The 13,944-nt window shown below is 44.5% G+C and carries 16 protein-coding genes; 5 read left to right on the plus strand and 11 right to left on the minus strand.

Annotation, left to right across the window (positions count from 1 at the left end):
* Window positions 1-8: 8 nt before the first annotated feature.
* From IGJ17_RS11550 to IGJ17_RS11580, 7 genes are all read right to left on the minus strand, one after another.
* Window positions 9-476 carry a hypothetical protein gene (locus IGJ17_RS11550; RefSeq protein WP_034872321.1) on the minus strand — a complete coding sequence of 156 codons (468 nt, stop codon included), beginning with the start codon at window positions 474-476 and terminating at the stop codon, window positions 9-11.
* 53 nt (window positions 477-529) lie between these two features.
* The gene (locus tag IGJ17_RS11555) at window positions 530-1,864 is read right to left on the minus strand and encodes a PTS sugar transporter subunit IIC (RefSeq protein WP_008379001.1); all 1,335 of its coding nucleotides are present in this window, start codon (window positions 1,862-1,864) and stop codon (window positions 530-532) included.
* A 99-nt stretch (window positions 1,865-1,963) separates the two neighbouring features.
* Complete coding sequence (locus IGJ17_RS11560; RefSeq protein ID WP_016613602.1) at window positions 1,964-2,998, minus strand: LacI family DNA-binding transcriptional regulator; 1,035 nt, start codon at window positions 2,996-2,998, stop codon at window positions 1,964-1,966.
* A 141-nt stretch (window positions 2,999-3,139) separates the two neighbouring features.
* On the minus strand, window positions 3,140-3,742 hold the full coding sequence (locus IGJ17_RS11565; RefSeq protein ID WP_016613603.1) for a hypothetical protein: 603 nt from the start codon (window positions 3,740-3,742) through the stop codon (window positions 3,140-3,142).
* Window positions 3,739-4,599 carry a carbohydrate ABC transporter permease gene (locus tag IGJ17_RS11570; protein WP_086373181.1) on the minus strand — a complete coding sequence of 287 codons (861 nt, stop codon included), beginning with the start codon at window positions 4,597-4,599 and terminating at the stop codon, window positions 3,739-3,741. The genes IGJ17_RS11565 and IGJ17_RS11570 overlap by 4 nt, the downstream gene beginning before the upstream one ends.
* Window positions 4,599-5,510 (minus strand): carbohydrate ABC transporter permease, encoded by a 912-nt coding sequence (locus IGJ17_RS11575; RefSeq protein ID WP_005234717.1) that lies wholly within the window; start codon window positions 5,508-5,510, stop codon window positions 4,599-4,601. Before IGJ17_RS11575 ends, IGJ17_RS11570 begins: the two co-directional genes overlap by 1 nt.
* Window positions 5,511-5,642: 132 nt before the next feature.
* Window positions 5,643-6,959, minus strand: a complete 1,317-nt coding sequence (locus IGJ17_RS11580) for an ABC transporter substrate-binding protein (protein WP_429961417.1) — start codon at window positions 6,957-6,959, stop codon at window positions 5,643-5,645.
* Window positions 6,960-7,201: 242 nt separating this feature from the next.
* On the opposite strand from IGJ17_RS11580, the gene IGJ17_RS11585 reads away from it, so the two are divergent.
* Complete coding sequence (locus IGJ17_RS11585) at window positions 7,202-7,705, plus strand: isochorismatase family cysteine hydrolase (protein ID WP_016613606.1); 504 nt, start codon at window positions 7,202-7,204, stop codon at window positions 7,703-7,705.
* A 70-nt stretch (window positions 7,706-7,775) separates the two neighbouring features.
* On the opposite strand, the gene IGJ17_RS11590 is transcribed toward IGJ17_RS11585, so the two are convergent.
* Window positions 7,776-8,060: a hypothetical protein gene (locus IGJ17_RS11590; RefSeq protein ID WP_005234711.1), complete on the minus strand. Its 285-nt coding sequence runs from the start codon at window positions 8,058-8,060 to the stop codon at window positions 7,776-7,778.
* A 288-nt stretch (window positions 8,061-8,348) separates the two neighbouring features.
* Here IGJ17_RS11590 and IGJ17_RS11595 point away from each other — a divergent pair, with 288 nt between their 5' ends.
* The 4 genes from IGJ17_RS11595 (at window position 8,349) to IGJ17_RS11610 (ending at window position 11,114) form a co-directional block, all read left to right on the plus strand.
* Window positions 8,349-9,482: an alcohol dehydrogenase catalytic domain-containing protein gene (locus IGJ17_RS11595; RefSeq protein ID WP_034872378.1), complete on the plus strand. Its 1,134-nt coding sequence runs from the start codon at window positions 8,349-8,351 to the stop codon at window positions 9,480-9,482.
* A 19-nt stretch (window positions 9,483-9,501) separates the two neighbouring features.
* Complete coding sequence (locus tag IGJ17_RS11600; protein WP_005234707.1) at window positions 9,502-9,846, plus strand: YrhK family protein; 345 nt, start codon at window positions 9,502-9,504, stop codon at window positions 9,844-9,846.
* 28 nt (window positions 9,847-9,874) lie between these two features.
* Window positions 9,875-10,090 (plus strand): DUF378 domain-containing protein, encoded by a 216-nt coding sequence (locus IGJ17_RS11605; protein WP_008379021.1) that lies wholly within the window; start codon window positions 9,875-9,877, stop codon window positions 10,088-10,090.
* Between the two features lie 181 nt (window positions 10,091-10,271).
* Complete coding sequence (locus tag IGJ17_RS11610; protein WP_008379024.1) at window positions 10,272-11,114, plus strand: hypothetical protein; 843 nt, start codon at window positions 10,272-10,274, stop codon at window positions 11,112-11,114.
* A gap of 51 nt (window positions 11,115-11,165) precedes the next feature.
* Here the strand turns inward: IGJ17_RS11610 and IGJ17_RS11615 are convergent, their stop codons facing one another.
* From IGJ17_RS11615 to IGJ17_RS11625, 3 genes are read right to left on the minus strand one after another with little or no spacing between them, the layout of a single operon-like run.
* Window positions 11,166-12,029 carry a formylglycine-generating enzyme family protein gene (locus IGJ17_RS11615; RefSeq protein ID WP_016613608.1) on the minus strand — a complete coding sequence of 288 codons (864 nt, stop codon included), beginning with the start codon at window positions 12,027-12,029 and terminating at the stop codon, window positions 11,166-11,168.
* Between the two features lie 15 nt (window positions 12,030-12,044).
* The gene (locus tag IGJ17_RS11620; RefSeq protein ID WP_016613609.1) at window positions 12,045-12,821 is read right to left on the minus strand and encodes a sulfite exporter TauE/SafE family protein; all 777 of its coding nucleotides are present in this window, start codon (window positions 12,819-12,821) and stop codon (window positions 12,045-12,047) included.
* A complete protein-coding gene (locus IGJ17_RS11625; protein WP_429961418.1) occupies window positions 12,818-13,930 on the minus strand; it encodes an SPASM domain-containing protein in 1,113 nt (370 codons plus the stop codon). The genes IGJ17_RS11620 and IGJ17_RS11625 overlap by 4 nt, the downstream gene beginning before the upstream one ends.
* Window positions 13,931-13,944 lie beyond the last annotated feature (14 nt).

The raw sequence follows: 13,944 nt of genomic DNA on the forward strand, positions 1-13,944 counted from the left end.
TGCTATCCTCAATTTTCCCCATTTTTTTCATTTGTCCCTGCTCGTTGACAAGCTGCTTCAAGATAACGCAAGCGTTTTTTGACACCACGATTGAAAAAGAATTTGTAAAACAGCGCCGCCAACATAAAGCTGTAGGTTGTTTTCTGCTGCTCAAAACGGCTTTGTTCCGAATACGTGACTTGCAGCTTCCCTTTTCGTCCTGGAGCAAAACTATACCGTTGATCGATCACTCCTTCTTCATGGGTCGTACGAAGCCACAGCTCATCAGCGGCAATTTTTTTGACCGTCATAACGGCTGGTACCATCCGCGGAGCGGTTTTGGTTTGAATCATCGTTTCAATACGGCAACCTTCCCCGAACGGTTCTTGGGCTTGTTTGGCTAGAAAGAATTTCTCTTGTTCCGCCAATAACACACGGGAAAAGTCCGTAGGTGTGGTATTCATTTGATAACTGCAAGACAATGTATCGGTTCTCATCACAAATTCCTTTCTAAAGGATGCGCTTATTGCATTCCTTTACGTTTCTGGGCTTATCTTTCTTCTACCCTTTGATTGATCGTCTCAGATGCCGCTTGTTCATTTAATGCCGCTTCCGCTTTTTCTTCTTTCAAGTACCCACGATCCATTACGATCAAGAATGGCACCCAGATCAAGGTCATTACGGCAACCGTCACTAACTGTAAGATTGCGCCGGCAACAGAACCCGTGCCTAACCAACCAGATAAGAAGACCGGGGTCGTCCAAACAACCGTTGCTCCGATTGGCCGCGGAACCAAACCTGCGGCAATCGCAAAGTAAGAGATCGTCGTACTGGCTAATGGCGCTAAGATCCATGGGACAAAAGCGATTGGGTTCAAGACGATCGGCAAACCAAAGGTCATCGGTTCAGATACGTTGAAAACAGATGGAGCGATCACTGTCTTCATTAATTTTTTCATCCGAATCGAACGAGCGATAAAGAAGGCCATTGTAATCGAGATCCCCAACTGCATTCCTTGATTGACGAACACGCCCATAAACGTAGTGTTAATGATATGAGGCAGTTGTTCAGCCCCTGCTTTGTAGGCTTCATAGTTTTCGATCGCTAACGCATTCATGATTGGATCGATCACCGCATTGACCACCAAGGTACCGTGAATCCCAAACCACCAGAAGAATTGGGTGAACAAGACGGCGATCAGTACTGCTGGCAACGTACCGCCCAAGCCCATCAATGGTTTTTGCAGAATTTCATAAACGAAATCAACGGCATTGCCCCATGAAGTAAAGGTGAACAAGTAGCGGATCAAATTGAAAAGGAACAACGGTGCCGCCCCAGGAATGATGGCGACAAATGATTCTGCGATCATTGGCGGAACCGAATCTGGCATTTTGATCGTCAGCCCAGCCGCACTGATTTTGCAATAGATCTGCGTAGCGATAATGGCCGTGATGATTCCGACAAACATTCCCTCAGCCCCTAATTTCGACAAGGGGATCACTGTACCTAACTCTTCGGATGAGCCAAAAGGCAGCAGCATCAAAAACGAAGACAGTGAGATGGCACCCGCAAATAATTTGGCTTGTCCATATTTGCCAGCCAACTGATAGCCGATCCCAAAAACAACGAAAATAGCGGTGATACTCATGGTCGCATTTCCGATAGGACCAAAAAAGTCGTTTAGAAACGTGATGAATCCCTCTGGAAGTTTTTCCGAGAGTCCGAAAGTAGCAGGCAGATTTTGAATAATAATCATAATTGACGCAAACATTGTCGCAGGAAAAGCGACCATAAACCCATCACGCAGACTTAACAAGTATTTGTTGTTGGCAATGATCTGAGCAAAAGGCACCATCTTTTCGGCTAATTTATCAATAAACTTCATTTCGTTTTCTCCTTTATTTTTAACTGTAAACGTTTACTACAATCAGTATAGTTGTTTAGTTAATGTTTACACAACCCCTAAAATAAAAAAGATCAGACGTCACTGATCTTTTTCGGCAATCGATTCTCTAATGATCAATTCACTGCCACAAACGACGCGAACCGGCATCGTCCGCACCCCTAGGATTTTATTTTTCGCTAATTCGACACTCATCTGCCCCATCTCTTCGGCTTTCATCTTGACGGAGGACAGTGCGGGCGTCATAAATTGCGCCATTTCGATATCATCAAAACTAACGACTGACACATCTTTAGGAATCGATAGCCCCGCTTCAGCGAGTGCCTTGTAAACCCCGACTGCCATAGGATCGCTGGCAACGACGATCGCTGTGGGGCGAGGATTCATTTGCGCAATCTGCTGACCAAAATGCAAACCGGTCTCCGGTGACCACTTCCCCTGAAGCACGGTTGTGAACTTTTCCAATTTGTTGAGCAGCATCCATTGGCGGTAGTTTTCTGCTCGAATCTCTTGTTCATCGTAAACGACTTCGCCAGAAATCGTGACTCGGCTGGCAACACCACCCACAAAGGCGATATGCTCATGACCCTTCTCTTTTAACATCGTGAGGATCTGGTGGGTCTTTTGGGCAAAATCGGTTTGGATGCAATCGTAGCTGGGTGCTTCACTATAATTATCCACCAGGATAATATTGGCATTTTGCTGACTGATCTCTGCCAAAGCATCGCTGGTCATCTCTCCAATAATAATGACTGCGCCATACTTCGCCAATTGTGCCAAATCTTTTTGAGGCTCCCGCATGGAAAAGGCCCGAATCGTTTTTAAGCGCCACTTCGCCGCTTCCTTTTCGATCCCATTGCGGATCATCATAAAATACGGATCGTTTCTTTCCGACTCTCGATCGTGGCGGGTAATAATGGCAATCGTGTTTTGGTCGCCGACTTCACGGGAATGGGGTTGATTTTTTTCTTTTGAATAATTCATTTGGTTGGCGATCTCAATGACTCGTTGACGCGTGTGTTCATTGATACTGAAGGTTTCATCATTGTTAAGGATTCTAGAAACACTTGCTACCGACACCCCGGCTAATTTCGCGATATCTCTCATACTTGCCATAGCTGCACCTCATCTGTTTACTGTTTACTAAATTTACATTCAGCATAGGCATAATTTTTGGCCCTGTCAACCTTCTTTTCACAAAAAAACCGAAACTCCTTAGCTTTTCACTAAGGAAGTTTCGGGATACCCATTTGTTTTCTATTTGAGCGCTTGGTCACAGAGCACGACATTGACTAAATACAAGGTGCTGATTCCTAAGACCAATAAGTAGACTGGACCAAACAGCAAAAAGGTCAAGACAAGCGTCACTGTTGCTAAAAGATGCGCCAGTACTCGTTTGGGTGAACGAGCAAACTGATAAAAACTATAAAACAATGAGCTGGGCTGCTGCGGATAGGTGTGAAGCAGCCTCGTTTGATAAAGTAAGACCAAGCAAAACAAGCCAAAGGTGAACGCTAACGCGTAACTAGCGATCTGAAACAGCGGGTGCTGCAAACGGCTAAAGATAAAGCTGTCCGCCAAAAGCAGCAGGAAGAATAGACTGAGCAAACGGTCTTGCCCTTTTCTTGTTGTCCACTGTTGATGAAATGCCTGCTGAAAACGAGCTTTGCTGCTTGCCTCCAAGCCATCGTTCCGCAGTTCCGTCAACGTCTCGATCAATGCTCGACTAGCGGTGGTACTGGTGATCAAAGGCAAGGAAAACAACAGCCACATGCCTTGTAAAACCAGTAAATGCGGAAGCCAGTTGATGCCAGTCAACAGCGCTTGGTTCAAGCGTTGCGGGGTAACTTTTGTTCTCATCCTTTGGAACCTCCCGTCAGATCCATTCCTTCAATAAAGTAGCGTTGTGCGAGGAAGAACAGCAAGATCGTCGGCAATAACACAAGCGTTGCTCCTGCCATCAAGTAGTTCCACTGGGTCGTTGATTGGTTTTGGAAGACTTGCAAGCCAATCTGCAGCGTGTACTTTTCTTGGTTTTGAATATACAGTAACGGCCCTAAGAAATCATTCCACGCCCCATTGAAGGAGTTGATGGCGATGGTGATCAGTGCGGGTTTCGTCAATGGGATCATTAGATGGCTCCAAATATAAAGATGATTGGCGCCATCGATCTTAGCGGCTTCGATCAATTCATTGTTGACGGACAAGTAAAACTGCCGCATCAAGAAAATGTTAAAGGCGTTGCCGAAAAACGCTGGAACGATCAGCGGCAGATAGGTGCCGACCCAGCCGATTTTGGAAAACAAAACATACTGCGGGATCATCGTCACAAAGCCAGGAATCATCATGGTAGACAAGACGAGGGCAAAGATCAGATTTTTTCCTGGAAAGGCTAATTTTGCAAAACCATAAGCAATGAAGGAATTTGATAAGATATTCCCGAAGACCACTAAGACAGTAATGAATAACGTATTTTTTGCATACTGCCAAAAAGGAAAGGCGTTGATGGTCTCCAAATAATTGCCAAGATTGATTTCTTCTGGGAAAAAGGTCGGCGGGTAACGCACGATCTCCTCCATCGGTTTCAATGACGTAAAGACCATCCACAGCAACGGAATCAGCAGCACGATCCCGATGATCGACATCACCACATAGCTGATGATTTTCTTGACTCGCTGTTGGCTTGATTTGCTTCGCGTTTTTGTCGTCATTTCCATTAGCTGCCACCTCCGGTATAGTGAACCCAGCGTGGTGCCAGCTTGAGATTGATAAAGGTCAAGACTAAGACGATCAAGAACAAGATCATCGACATTGCCATCGCATAACCCATATCAAAGGCAACAAATGCTTTGTTCCACATATGCAAATTATAGAATAGCAACGAATTCGCCGGACCGCCGGTACCATTTTTGGTCATCACGTATGCTTCTTGGAAAATTTGAAAAGAACCGATCGTTGAAGTAATCACATCATAGAAGATGATCGGCGTGATCAAAGGAATCGTAATATTTTTGAATTTCGCCCAAACCCCCGCTCCATCGATCTCAGCCGATTCGTACAGCGTCGGCGAAATATTTTGCAAGGTAGCTAGATACAAGAGCATCGCGCCCCCTGAACTCCAAATCTTCATCAAAATCAACGCTGGTTTCGTCCATTCTGGATCAAACAGCCATGCCGGACCTTTGATATTGAACCAGCTCAAGAAGGTATTGATCAATCCTGCGGAAGGAGATAATAATTGCATCCATAAGACGTAGACGGCAACCCCTGAAAGGATCGCTGGTAAGTAAAAGGTCGTTCGGAAAAAACTGATTCCGCGGATTTTTTGATTCAGTAAAGTGGCTAGAAAAACACTGAATAACGTTGTTAAGGGAACATTGAAGAGTACAAAATACGCCGTGTTATAAAGAGATTTCCAAAACAGGGTATCTTGCGTGAACATGCGGGTAAAGTTCTTAAAGCCGATAAAATTCATTTTTGAAGTCAGATTGTAATCGGTAAAGCTTCCTACGAAGGAAAACAGCATGGGCCCTAACATAAACACCACGAACCCAAGCAAAAATGGTGCTACGAAGAAGTAGCCCCAAAGAGCTTCTTGCCGTTTACTTTTTGAACGCTTCTTTGGCATTCCTTCCACTCCATTCTATTTTTACTCATTGTTTGTTCAAGAAAACATGTCCGCTTCGCAAAGCAGAAAGCAAAGCCCAGTCCGCTAACCGACTGGACTTTCCTTCTTTTTTAAAAACGCTCGTTTTGAGGTTTATTTGTTTTGCTCAACAAGATCTTCCACCGCTTTTTGCGCATCTGCCAACCCTTCAGCCGGTGTTTTGCTGCCCAGCATGATTTGGTCGATCTGTTCATTGACAAGACTGCTGAAATCAGGCGCTGTCAATGGTACAGGTGTGATCACCGTATTGGCAAAGTTTTCATCTGCCATTTGGTAGATCATTTGGCCGTTTTCATCTAGATTGTCGTTGTTGACCAAGTTTTCGTTGGCTGTTCGATTCGCCATGATATCAAAGCTTTTCTCACCAAATTTCTCTTGAACTTCTGGTGTCGACAAGTATTTGATAAACTCATAGGACGCTTCAGGATCTTTGGCTCCGTATGGCACTTCTAAGACGAACCCGCCACCCCATGACCAGTGACCAGAACCACTTTCTTTTTCAGGAATTTGAATGACCCCAAATTCAAAGTCATCCGGTGCATTTTCCGCTAAACTTGAGTAGTAGTTGATGTTTTGCGCACGCATCGCCACTAATCCAGAAATGAATGGATCGGCAACACCTGAACCAAATTCAGCTTCTAACCGATTGATGGTATCTTGACCATAATACTCTTGCCAGTCTAAGATCCATTCCAACGCTTCCACTTTGTTGTCTGTATCGATTTTGACGTTCTCATCCTTGTCAAACCAGCTGACGCCATCGTCGGCATTCAAGGCCCACACATCGGCGCCTAAATTCCACAATGGGTAAAAACCGATCCGCTCAAAGTCATCACCGTTTTTGACATCTAATTTACGAGCAACTGTTTCTAACTCCTCCCACGTTTGGGGCAGTTGCTCTTCACTGATACCTGCCTCTTTAAAGAGTGTCTTGTTGTAGAAAATCACTTGCGTATCTGTATTGAAAGGAACAGCATACGCATCCCCTTCATACTCCACCGTATCCCATAATTGCGGATAAAATTCATCAGAAAAGCCTTCTTCGATATACTCGCTTAAATTTGTTGCTTGCTGCGCTTCTGCCCGCTGAGCAACAGAATTAATATCTTGTACAATAACATCAGGCGGATTACCAGCAGTGATCGACGACAGTGATTTTGTCCAAATATCGCCCCAAGGCTGGTAGCTGTATTTGACCTCGATTTTATCTTGTGACTCATTAAAATCATCAATAATTTCTTCAATTACTTCTTGTCTTGCACCAGACCCCCAGAAGGACCAAAAATCCAACGTCGTTTTGCCATCTGCTGACTCATTCCCCGAGGAATCAGCGGTTTCGCTATTGCCACATCCTGCCGCCAGTACACCAACTGAAAAAAGCAAAGTCCCCATATAAAATAACTTTCTCATTTAACCTAACCTACTTTCATTTATTTTTAATGTACTATTTAAAAGCTATCACTACTTCTTCTTTTCAGCAAACAAAAAGCATCGTTATTCGAATAAAAAAATAACATTTTTACCGTTTCACGATAAGAAGAGCGTTTTCTTTGAAAATTTAAAAAAAGTGGGGCATCATAGAAATAGCACCTATTTTTCAACCTCTCGTTAGATCATTTGAAAAACGATGTTTATAGAAAGGGAGTAACCACATGCTAGTCATTGTCGATATGCAAAACCAAATTCTCGATGAAGAGAACGAAGCGTATGTGCCAGATAGCGCCGCTCTCGTCAAACGAATCGCCAAGCGCCTAGAACAAGCGCGGGCGAATGGGGAGTACATCTTACACACCCGCGACATCCCAATCGAAGTCAAAGGAACGCCTGATGAAGAAGCCGCTGCCCTGCAGCTTATCCCAGAACTTAAGCCTCTCGAAAATGAAAAAGTCGTCAAGAAATACTATTACAGTATTCCACCTGAAGTCTTGATCGACATCAAGAAAAATCTATTTGAACCCGAGGAAAAAAAGAAAATCGAAATCACCGGTGTTGAAACCAACATCTGTGTCCTTTCCAATACGATCGAGATCCAAAGCGCCTTTCCTGACGCTGATTTCACCATCAATAAAACATTAGTCGCCGGTAAAAATCACGAGTCGCAAGGACTCGACATCTTACGAGACTTCAATGTCCAAATCATTGATGGGACAAAATAAACCAATGACCAATAAATAACGAAAGCTCCCTGTTCAAGGAACAGGGAGCTTTTTCAATTTAATTATTCATTCAATTCATTGAGCCATCTAATAGCTCGGTCGGAATTTCAATCCGAACCTCATTTTCAGTCTGACAGTTTGGACATACGAAGGTTCCTTCAATGGCTTCCTTCACTTCCCCGTAAGTATAATGAATAGCGATTTCATCTTCTGCCAATTCATTCGTTTCCAACGGTGGTACCATGGTTAATTGCCCCTCGCTGTCTTCTTGTAAATGAACGACCAGCTTCCCATCAAAGTTTTCATTGCAATTGGTGCAAGAAGCTTTTCCTCGAATCGTTAGATCCATGATCATCCCTCCTCATTTCTTGTCACTGGTTGATGCAGGTTCCAATAGATACTCGTAACACATGTATGCTTCACTTTAATAGTGTCACGCTTTCACTTTTTTAGCAAATCATCTGTTTTTCTTTTTTTAAACCATTGATGAAGAAAAATCCTAATCAACCGTTTTGAGCGTTTTCGTTGTCAAATCGTTAAAATCCTTGCAGAATTAACTTATCTGTTACTGAAAAGTAAAAACATGTTGTTGGAAAAATTAGTGATTGTCCGAACTTATCTGAACAAACAAGGAGGAAAAATGATGCAAGCAGTAACCTGGCAAGGAAATCAAAAAATGGACGTTCGCCGTGTAGAAGATCCAACGATTTTAGAACCGACGGATGCGATCATCCGAATCACCGCAACTGCAATCTGCGGCTCTGATCTCCACCTTTACCACCATGGCGGCTCGGTTTTGGAAGAAGGCTATGTCGTTGGTCACGAACCAATGGGTATTGTCGAAGAAGTCGGCAGTCAAGTACAGAAACTAAAAAAAGGCGACCGCGTCGTCATCCCTTTCAATATCGGTTGCGGCCATTGCCACTTTTGTCAAAATGAGATGGAAAGTCAATGCGACAATTCTTCAGAAGATACATTGTATGGCGGCTTATTCGGTTTTGGAAAAATGAACGGCAACCACTGGGGCGGTCAAGCCGAATTCTTGCGCGTACCGTTCGCAGATTTCACCTCGTTTATCGTACCTGAATCAACGATCCCTGATGAAAAAGTATTGTTTTTATCTGACATCTTACCTACAGCATTTTGGAGCGTCCAAAATGCCGGCGTCAAAAAAGATGATACCGTGATCGTCTTAGGCTCAGGACCAGTTGGCTTGTTTGCGCAAAAATTTGCTGTGATGGCAGGCGCTAAGCGGGTGATTGCCGTGGACCCTGTTGCTCATCGCTTAGAAAAAGCCAGCAGCTACAATCAAGTCGAAACATTCCAATTGGATGATCTGGCTACTAGTGCCGATGAATTGTATGAACTGACCAAAGGTGGCGCTGATGTGATCATCGACTGTGTTGGGATGGATGGTTTAGAACCCGTAAAAGAAAAAGCCAAAAATCTAGTCAGCTTGCAAAGTGGAACAATCTCACCGATCCAGATGGCCGCCAAGGCAGTCAAAAAATTTGGTACCGTCCAAATCACTGGCGTTTACATGACACCTGCTTCTTCTTATCCATTGCAAGAATTCTTTATGCGCAACATTGATGTCAAACACGGGCAAGCACCTGTGATCCATTTGATGCCAAAAATTTATGATATGATCGCGGACGGTTTGTTTGACCCGTCACAGATCATCACCCACACGATGCCTTTAGCAGATGCTGCCAAAGCGTATGAGATTTTTGACAAAAAAGAAGACAAGAACATCAAAGTTGTCTTGAAACCTTAGCACAAACAAAGGAGCAGTGATGGCACCTATGCCAAAAATCAAACGGAGTGAACATCAATTCGATCCGGGAAAAGAAGAAGATGTGATCATCAAGGCAAGTCGCTTTCGCATCTACTTTCAAAATCGCTACATGTTGATCTCACTTACGAATGATATTTTGACGGGCTTGTTTTATATTTTCGGGAGTATCGTTTCATTAACTAGCTTGCCTGCGATTTACGGAACGATCGCCTATTTGATCGGCGGTGTCTTTTTGACCATTCGTCCGCTGATTAAAATCGTTCGCCATGTCTATATCTATAATGATCGCAATCAAGAAGGTGAGAAAGAAAAAGATGTCACCATCACCGACGATGAACGTTGATGGGGCGACAACTAGAGAGGAGTTTCCTATGTTAAAAACATTTGATGGGATCGCACTGACACTATTGATCATCGGTGGGATCAATTGGCTGCTGGTCGGCGCCTTCGAGTTTGACCTTGTCGCAGCGATCACCGGCGGCAGCACGTCAATCATTGCCCGCGTCATTTATATTCTAGTTGGGATCAGTGCATTGTATAGCCTGAAATTCTTTCCAGCTATCGCCCGCCAACAAACCCTCGACTAATTGAAAATAAAACCTGCATCTGCGGTGTCCTGACCCCAAAAAAGTTAGATTTTTGGTCTAACTTTTTGAGGTCGCATCTGTGGATGTAGTTTTTTTGTCTACAATCATTGAAAAAAAACACCAGTTGTACTACTCTTGTATTTAACCTACTATTTTCGAAAATATAAAAAGGACGTGACTCATGACCCCACCTACTAGACCCTCGCTGATACGTCGGATACTCGGTCGGATGCTTTTGCTATTGATTTTCTTATTTATTCTAGGTATTATTGGCGGAATTATTGTTTTAAATAACCTCACCATCGCGGAAAACTGGTTTGGTCTGAATGAATACCAAGTCGTTGAAACCAGGCATCAGATCATTCGTTTGTTCCCCTACTTTTGGGTAGCAGGGATCCTGCTGGTCTTTTTGATCGGTCTGATCATCGGCCTCAAAAAACACAAAAAATCGCCATTTTACTGGTTATTCTCATTGCTCTTGCTACCAGCGATTCTCTTTTGTATTGGCGTAGTTTCCACCTTTTTACCTGTAGACCGCCAACTCTTTCGAGAAGAAACCAGTGCCAAAGAAATTATGGCGGCGCTGCCAAATCAATCTTCATTCAAGGACAAAGAGCTGCAACTGGTCAGCTATAGTTTTCACATCCGCAATGTCCCGCTAAAAAGCGGCATTTATGCAGTTGCGCGAGTGATCAATCCAAACACAGGCCTACAAGACGAGTATTGGTATTACCCAGAAAATCTGTTGACCAAATGGAAAAAAGACGACGATACGATCGAGCTTTCGATGGAAGATACCATTGCCTTTGATGCCATCGACTGGGGCGTCATTCCCAAGATCATCAAGGATTCTGAGGCGCGAGCAGCTCAGCTAGATCACTATGTTCCTGGCGTCAGCATCGTCATTTTAAACGGCTTCCAAGGTGAATGGACTTGGACCGTTGGTTTAAATGGGATTCGTAATCGAACCGAGATCAATTATGTCTATGATCTCAAAGGAAATTATCAATCCGAATGGCAATAAAACAAGCGGCACCTATCCCTGTGAATAGGTGCCACTTTTGCTTTTATCGGTTTACTGATCCAAGTCTTTGACACACCGAAACCCTAAATTATTGGCTGCCGACATCCCAGAATTACCATTTCTAGCGGCAATTCGGTATCGTTTGCAATAGGATTCATGGCACAAAAATGAACCGCCGCGAGTCGCATACAGTTGATCATCTTGTGTTTGATTCCTTATCCAAAAGGTTTGTCCCGTCTGTTGTTGAAACTGCGTCAACGGGATGCGGGCAGGATTGACGCACCATTCCCAGACGTTGCCGATCACTTGATAAAGACCAAAGCCATTGGGCTCATACCATTTCGCGGGCGCTGTATTGGCAAAGCCGTCTGCTCGCGTGTTGCTTTTTGGAAACTCGCCTTGCCAAATATTGCAATGATAGGTATTTTCTGTCAAAAATTCCCTTCCCCAAGGATATTTTTCAAAACTTGTCCCGCCTTTTGCAGCGATCTCCCACTCTGCTTCTGTCGGGAGGCGTTTTTTTGCCCATTGGCAATAGGCGATCGCATCGTTGCGAGACACTTGAACCACTGGGTGATCCATCCGCTGGGCAATCGTTGAATCAGGTCCTTCAGGATGACGCCAATCTGCGCCGCTAACCGCGTACCACCAAGCCATATTCGGTACCTTTTGACTGCGGTGTTTCGTTTGCTCACTTAAAAAATAGTGAAAAACGAACGACCAGCCAAAACGCTCGGCTTCTGTGACATATCCTGTTGCTTCCTCAAAAACTTGGAAAGCTTGGTTCGTTACTGTCGTGGCATCAATGGCAAATGCTGGGCTGTCGAGGCTGATTTGCGGTCCCTCAAGATCCCCGGCAAAGCCGTCCATCGTATTCGTGCCAATTCGGTAAGTTCCTGCTGGAATCGTGGGCATCTGCTTGCCTCCTTTTTACAATAATTGATAGCCATTGTACAGATTGATCAGTAACACCAGCACGATCACGGTTTGGAATACCAGTGTCACTCGCTGTGGTGACAGGACGTTGCTGGCCTTGGCGCCTAATAGTCCCCCCACGATCGCGGCTGGAATAACAAACCACAAAATTTGCAGATCATACGCACCAAAACCTGTCGAAAAAGCGATCGTCAAAATTTTTGCCAGCTGCGAGAAAAAAATCGTACAAATTGAATAAATCGTCGCCTCTTTGATCGGCATGGCAAACAGCAACATCAATAAAGAAACATTGATGGGTCCGCCGCCGATCCCCAGCAAACTGGCTAGAAAACCGAGAATCAAGCCACAAGCTGCATACCAGCCGACTTTTTCCAACGCAAACCCGCGCCAGTTATATTTTGTATACAAAAAAGCGAACAATAGTGTCAGCACGGTCACAAGGATTTGGATCAGCTGAACCATCTTGTCGTCTCGAAAAACCAGCAATAGCTGTTCAAAGGCAACATTGCCTAAAACACCGCCTAACACAGCACCACCAGAAACCCACAAGGCAATCGACCAATTGATTTTCCGTCCACTGGCTAATTGTCTAGCTGTCGAAACGATAGACATCGTGAAGACAGCTGTCGCCGAGTAAAAAGAGATCGCAGCAACAGAATGGGCGCCGATAAAATCGAAAATCGGTTTGATCAGCACGCCGCCCCCCATGCCCGAAACTGCCCCTACGGTATTTGCTAAGACGATCACGAGAAAATAAATCAGTCCGATCATTGTCTCACCCCTTGCAACAGCCCCAATATCACATTGATTCTGGGTGTGAAGTCTTTTAACAGCTCCTGATAGCCGCAAAACCCCTCACTATCCACGTACATTGCATCTTTCATTCGTTTACAGCCTCCTCGGCACATTTTTTGGAAAGGACATTGCGTACACTTCGAAGGCATGTCTTTTTTCTGGCACAAAAACTGCTGCGAACAGTCTTGAGAAAACAATTCCCGCAACGTTTGCTCTTGGATATAGCCCATGCGAAACTCATCTAATACATAGAAGTCACAAGGATAGACACTGCCGTCGGCTTCGATCACATACTGCACTTGGCAGTTGCCTAGAATCCCACAGGCAGTTACTTGCTGCCGCACCAATAGATTCAGTAAATCATCGAACAGCTTGATACTTAAGTAGCGCCCTTGTGTCAATTCCTGCAGCCAAAACGCCAATAGCTGCTGATAAAAGTGCGCAAAGCTTCTTGGTGTCAAGGCATAGTTGTTGGTTGATGTGGCATCCAAATCAGCCAAACAAGGAATGAACTGCACAAATGCAATCTGCTCTTCCTTGAGAAAATCAAACACACGCTGGGCTTCCTTTGCTAAGGGATTAGTCAACACGCACAAGACATTGTACTCAATCTGATAGGCGTCCAATAATCGCTTGGTCTGCAAAACCCGCGCAAAGGTCCCCCGCCCTTTGGCGTCTAATCGATGCCGATCGTGAGCAAGCGGATGCCCATCGATCGACAGCCCGACTAAAAAGCGATGCTCTTTCAAAAAACGACACCATTTATCATTGATCACCATGCCGTTGGTCTGGATCGCATAGTGTACTGTCACTCGCTTTTTTTGCGCCGCAACATAAGTCGTTAGTTTTCTAAAATAACTCAGCCCTGCCATCGTCGGCTCTCCGCCTTGAAATGCCAACGTCAAATGATCGCCAGCTTCTAAGTCTGCATAGATGTTTGCAATCATCTTTTCCATTATATCCTCTTTCATTTTGCCAAAGGAACGCACTTCGCGCAAGGAACTGACGTTGGCATAAAAGCAATAGGTGCAGCGCAGATTGCAAAGAGAGGATGCTGGCTTGATCAATACGGAGATGTGTTTCATTTGTTGTTCCTCAC

The organism is Enterococcus sp. DIV1096b, from assembly GCF_050498765.1.
In the GTDB taxonomy this organism is placed as follows: Bacteria; Bacillota; Bacilli; order Lactobacillales; family Enterococcaceae; genus Enterococcus_D; species Enterococcus_D entomosocium.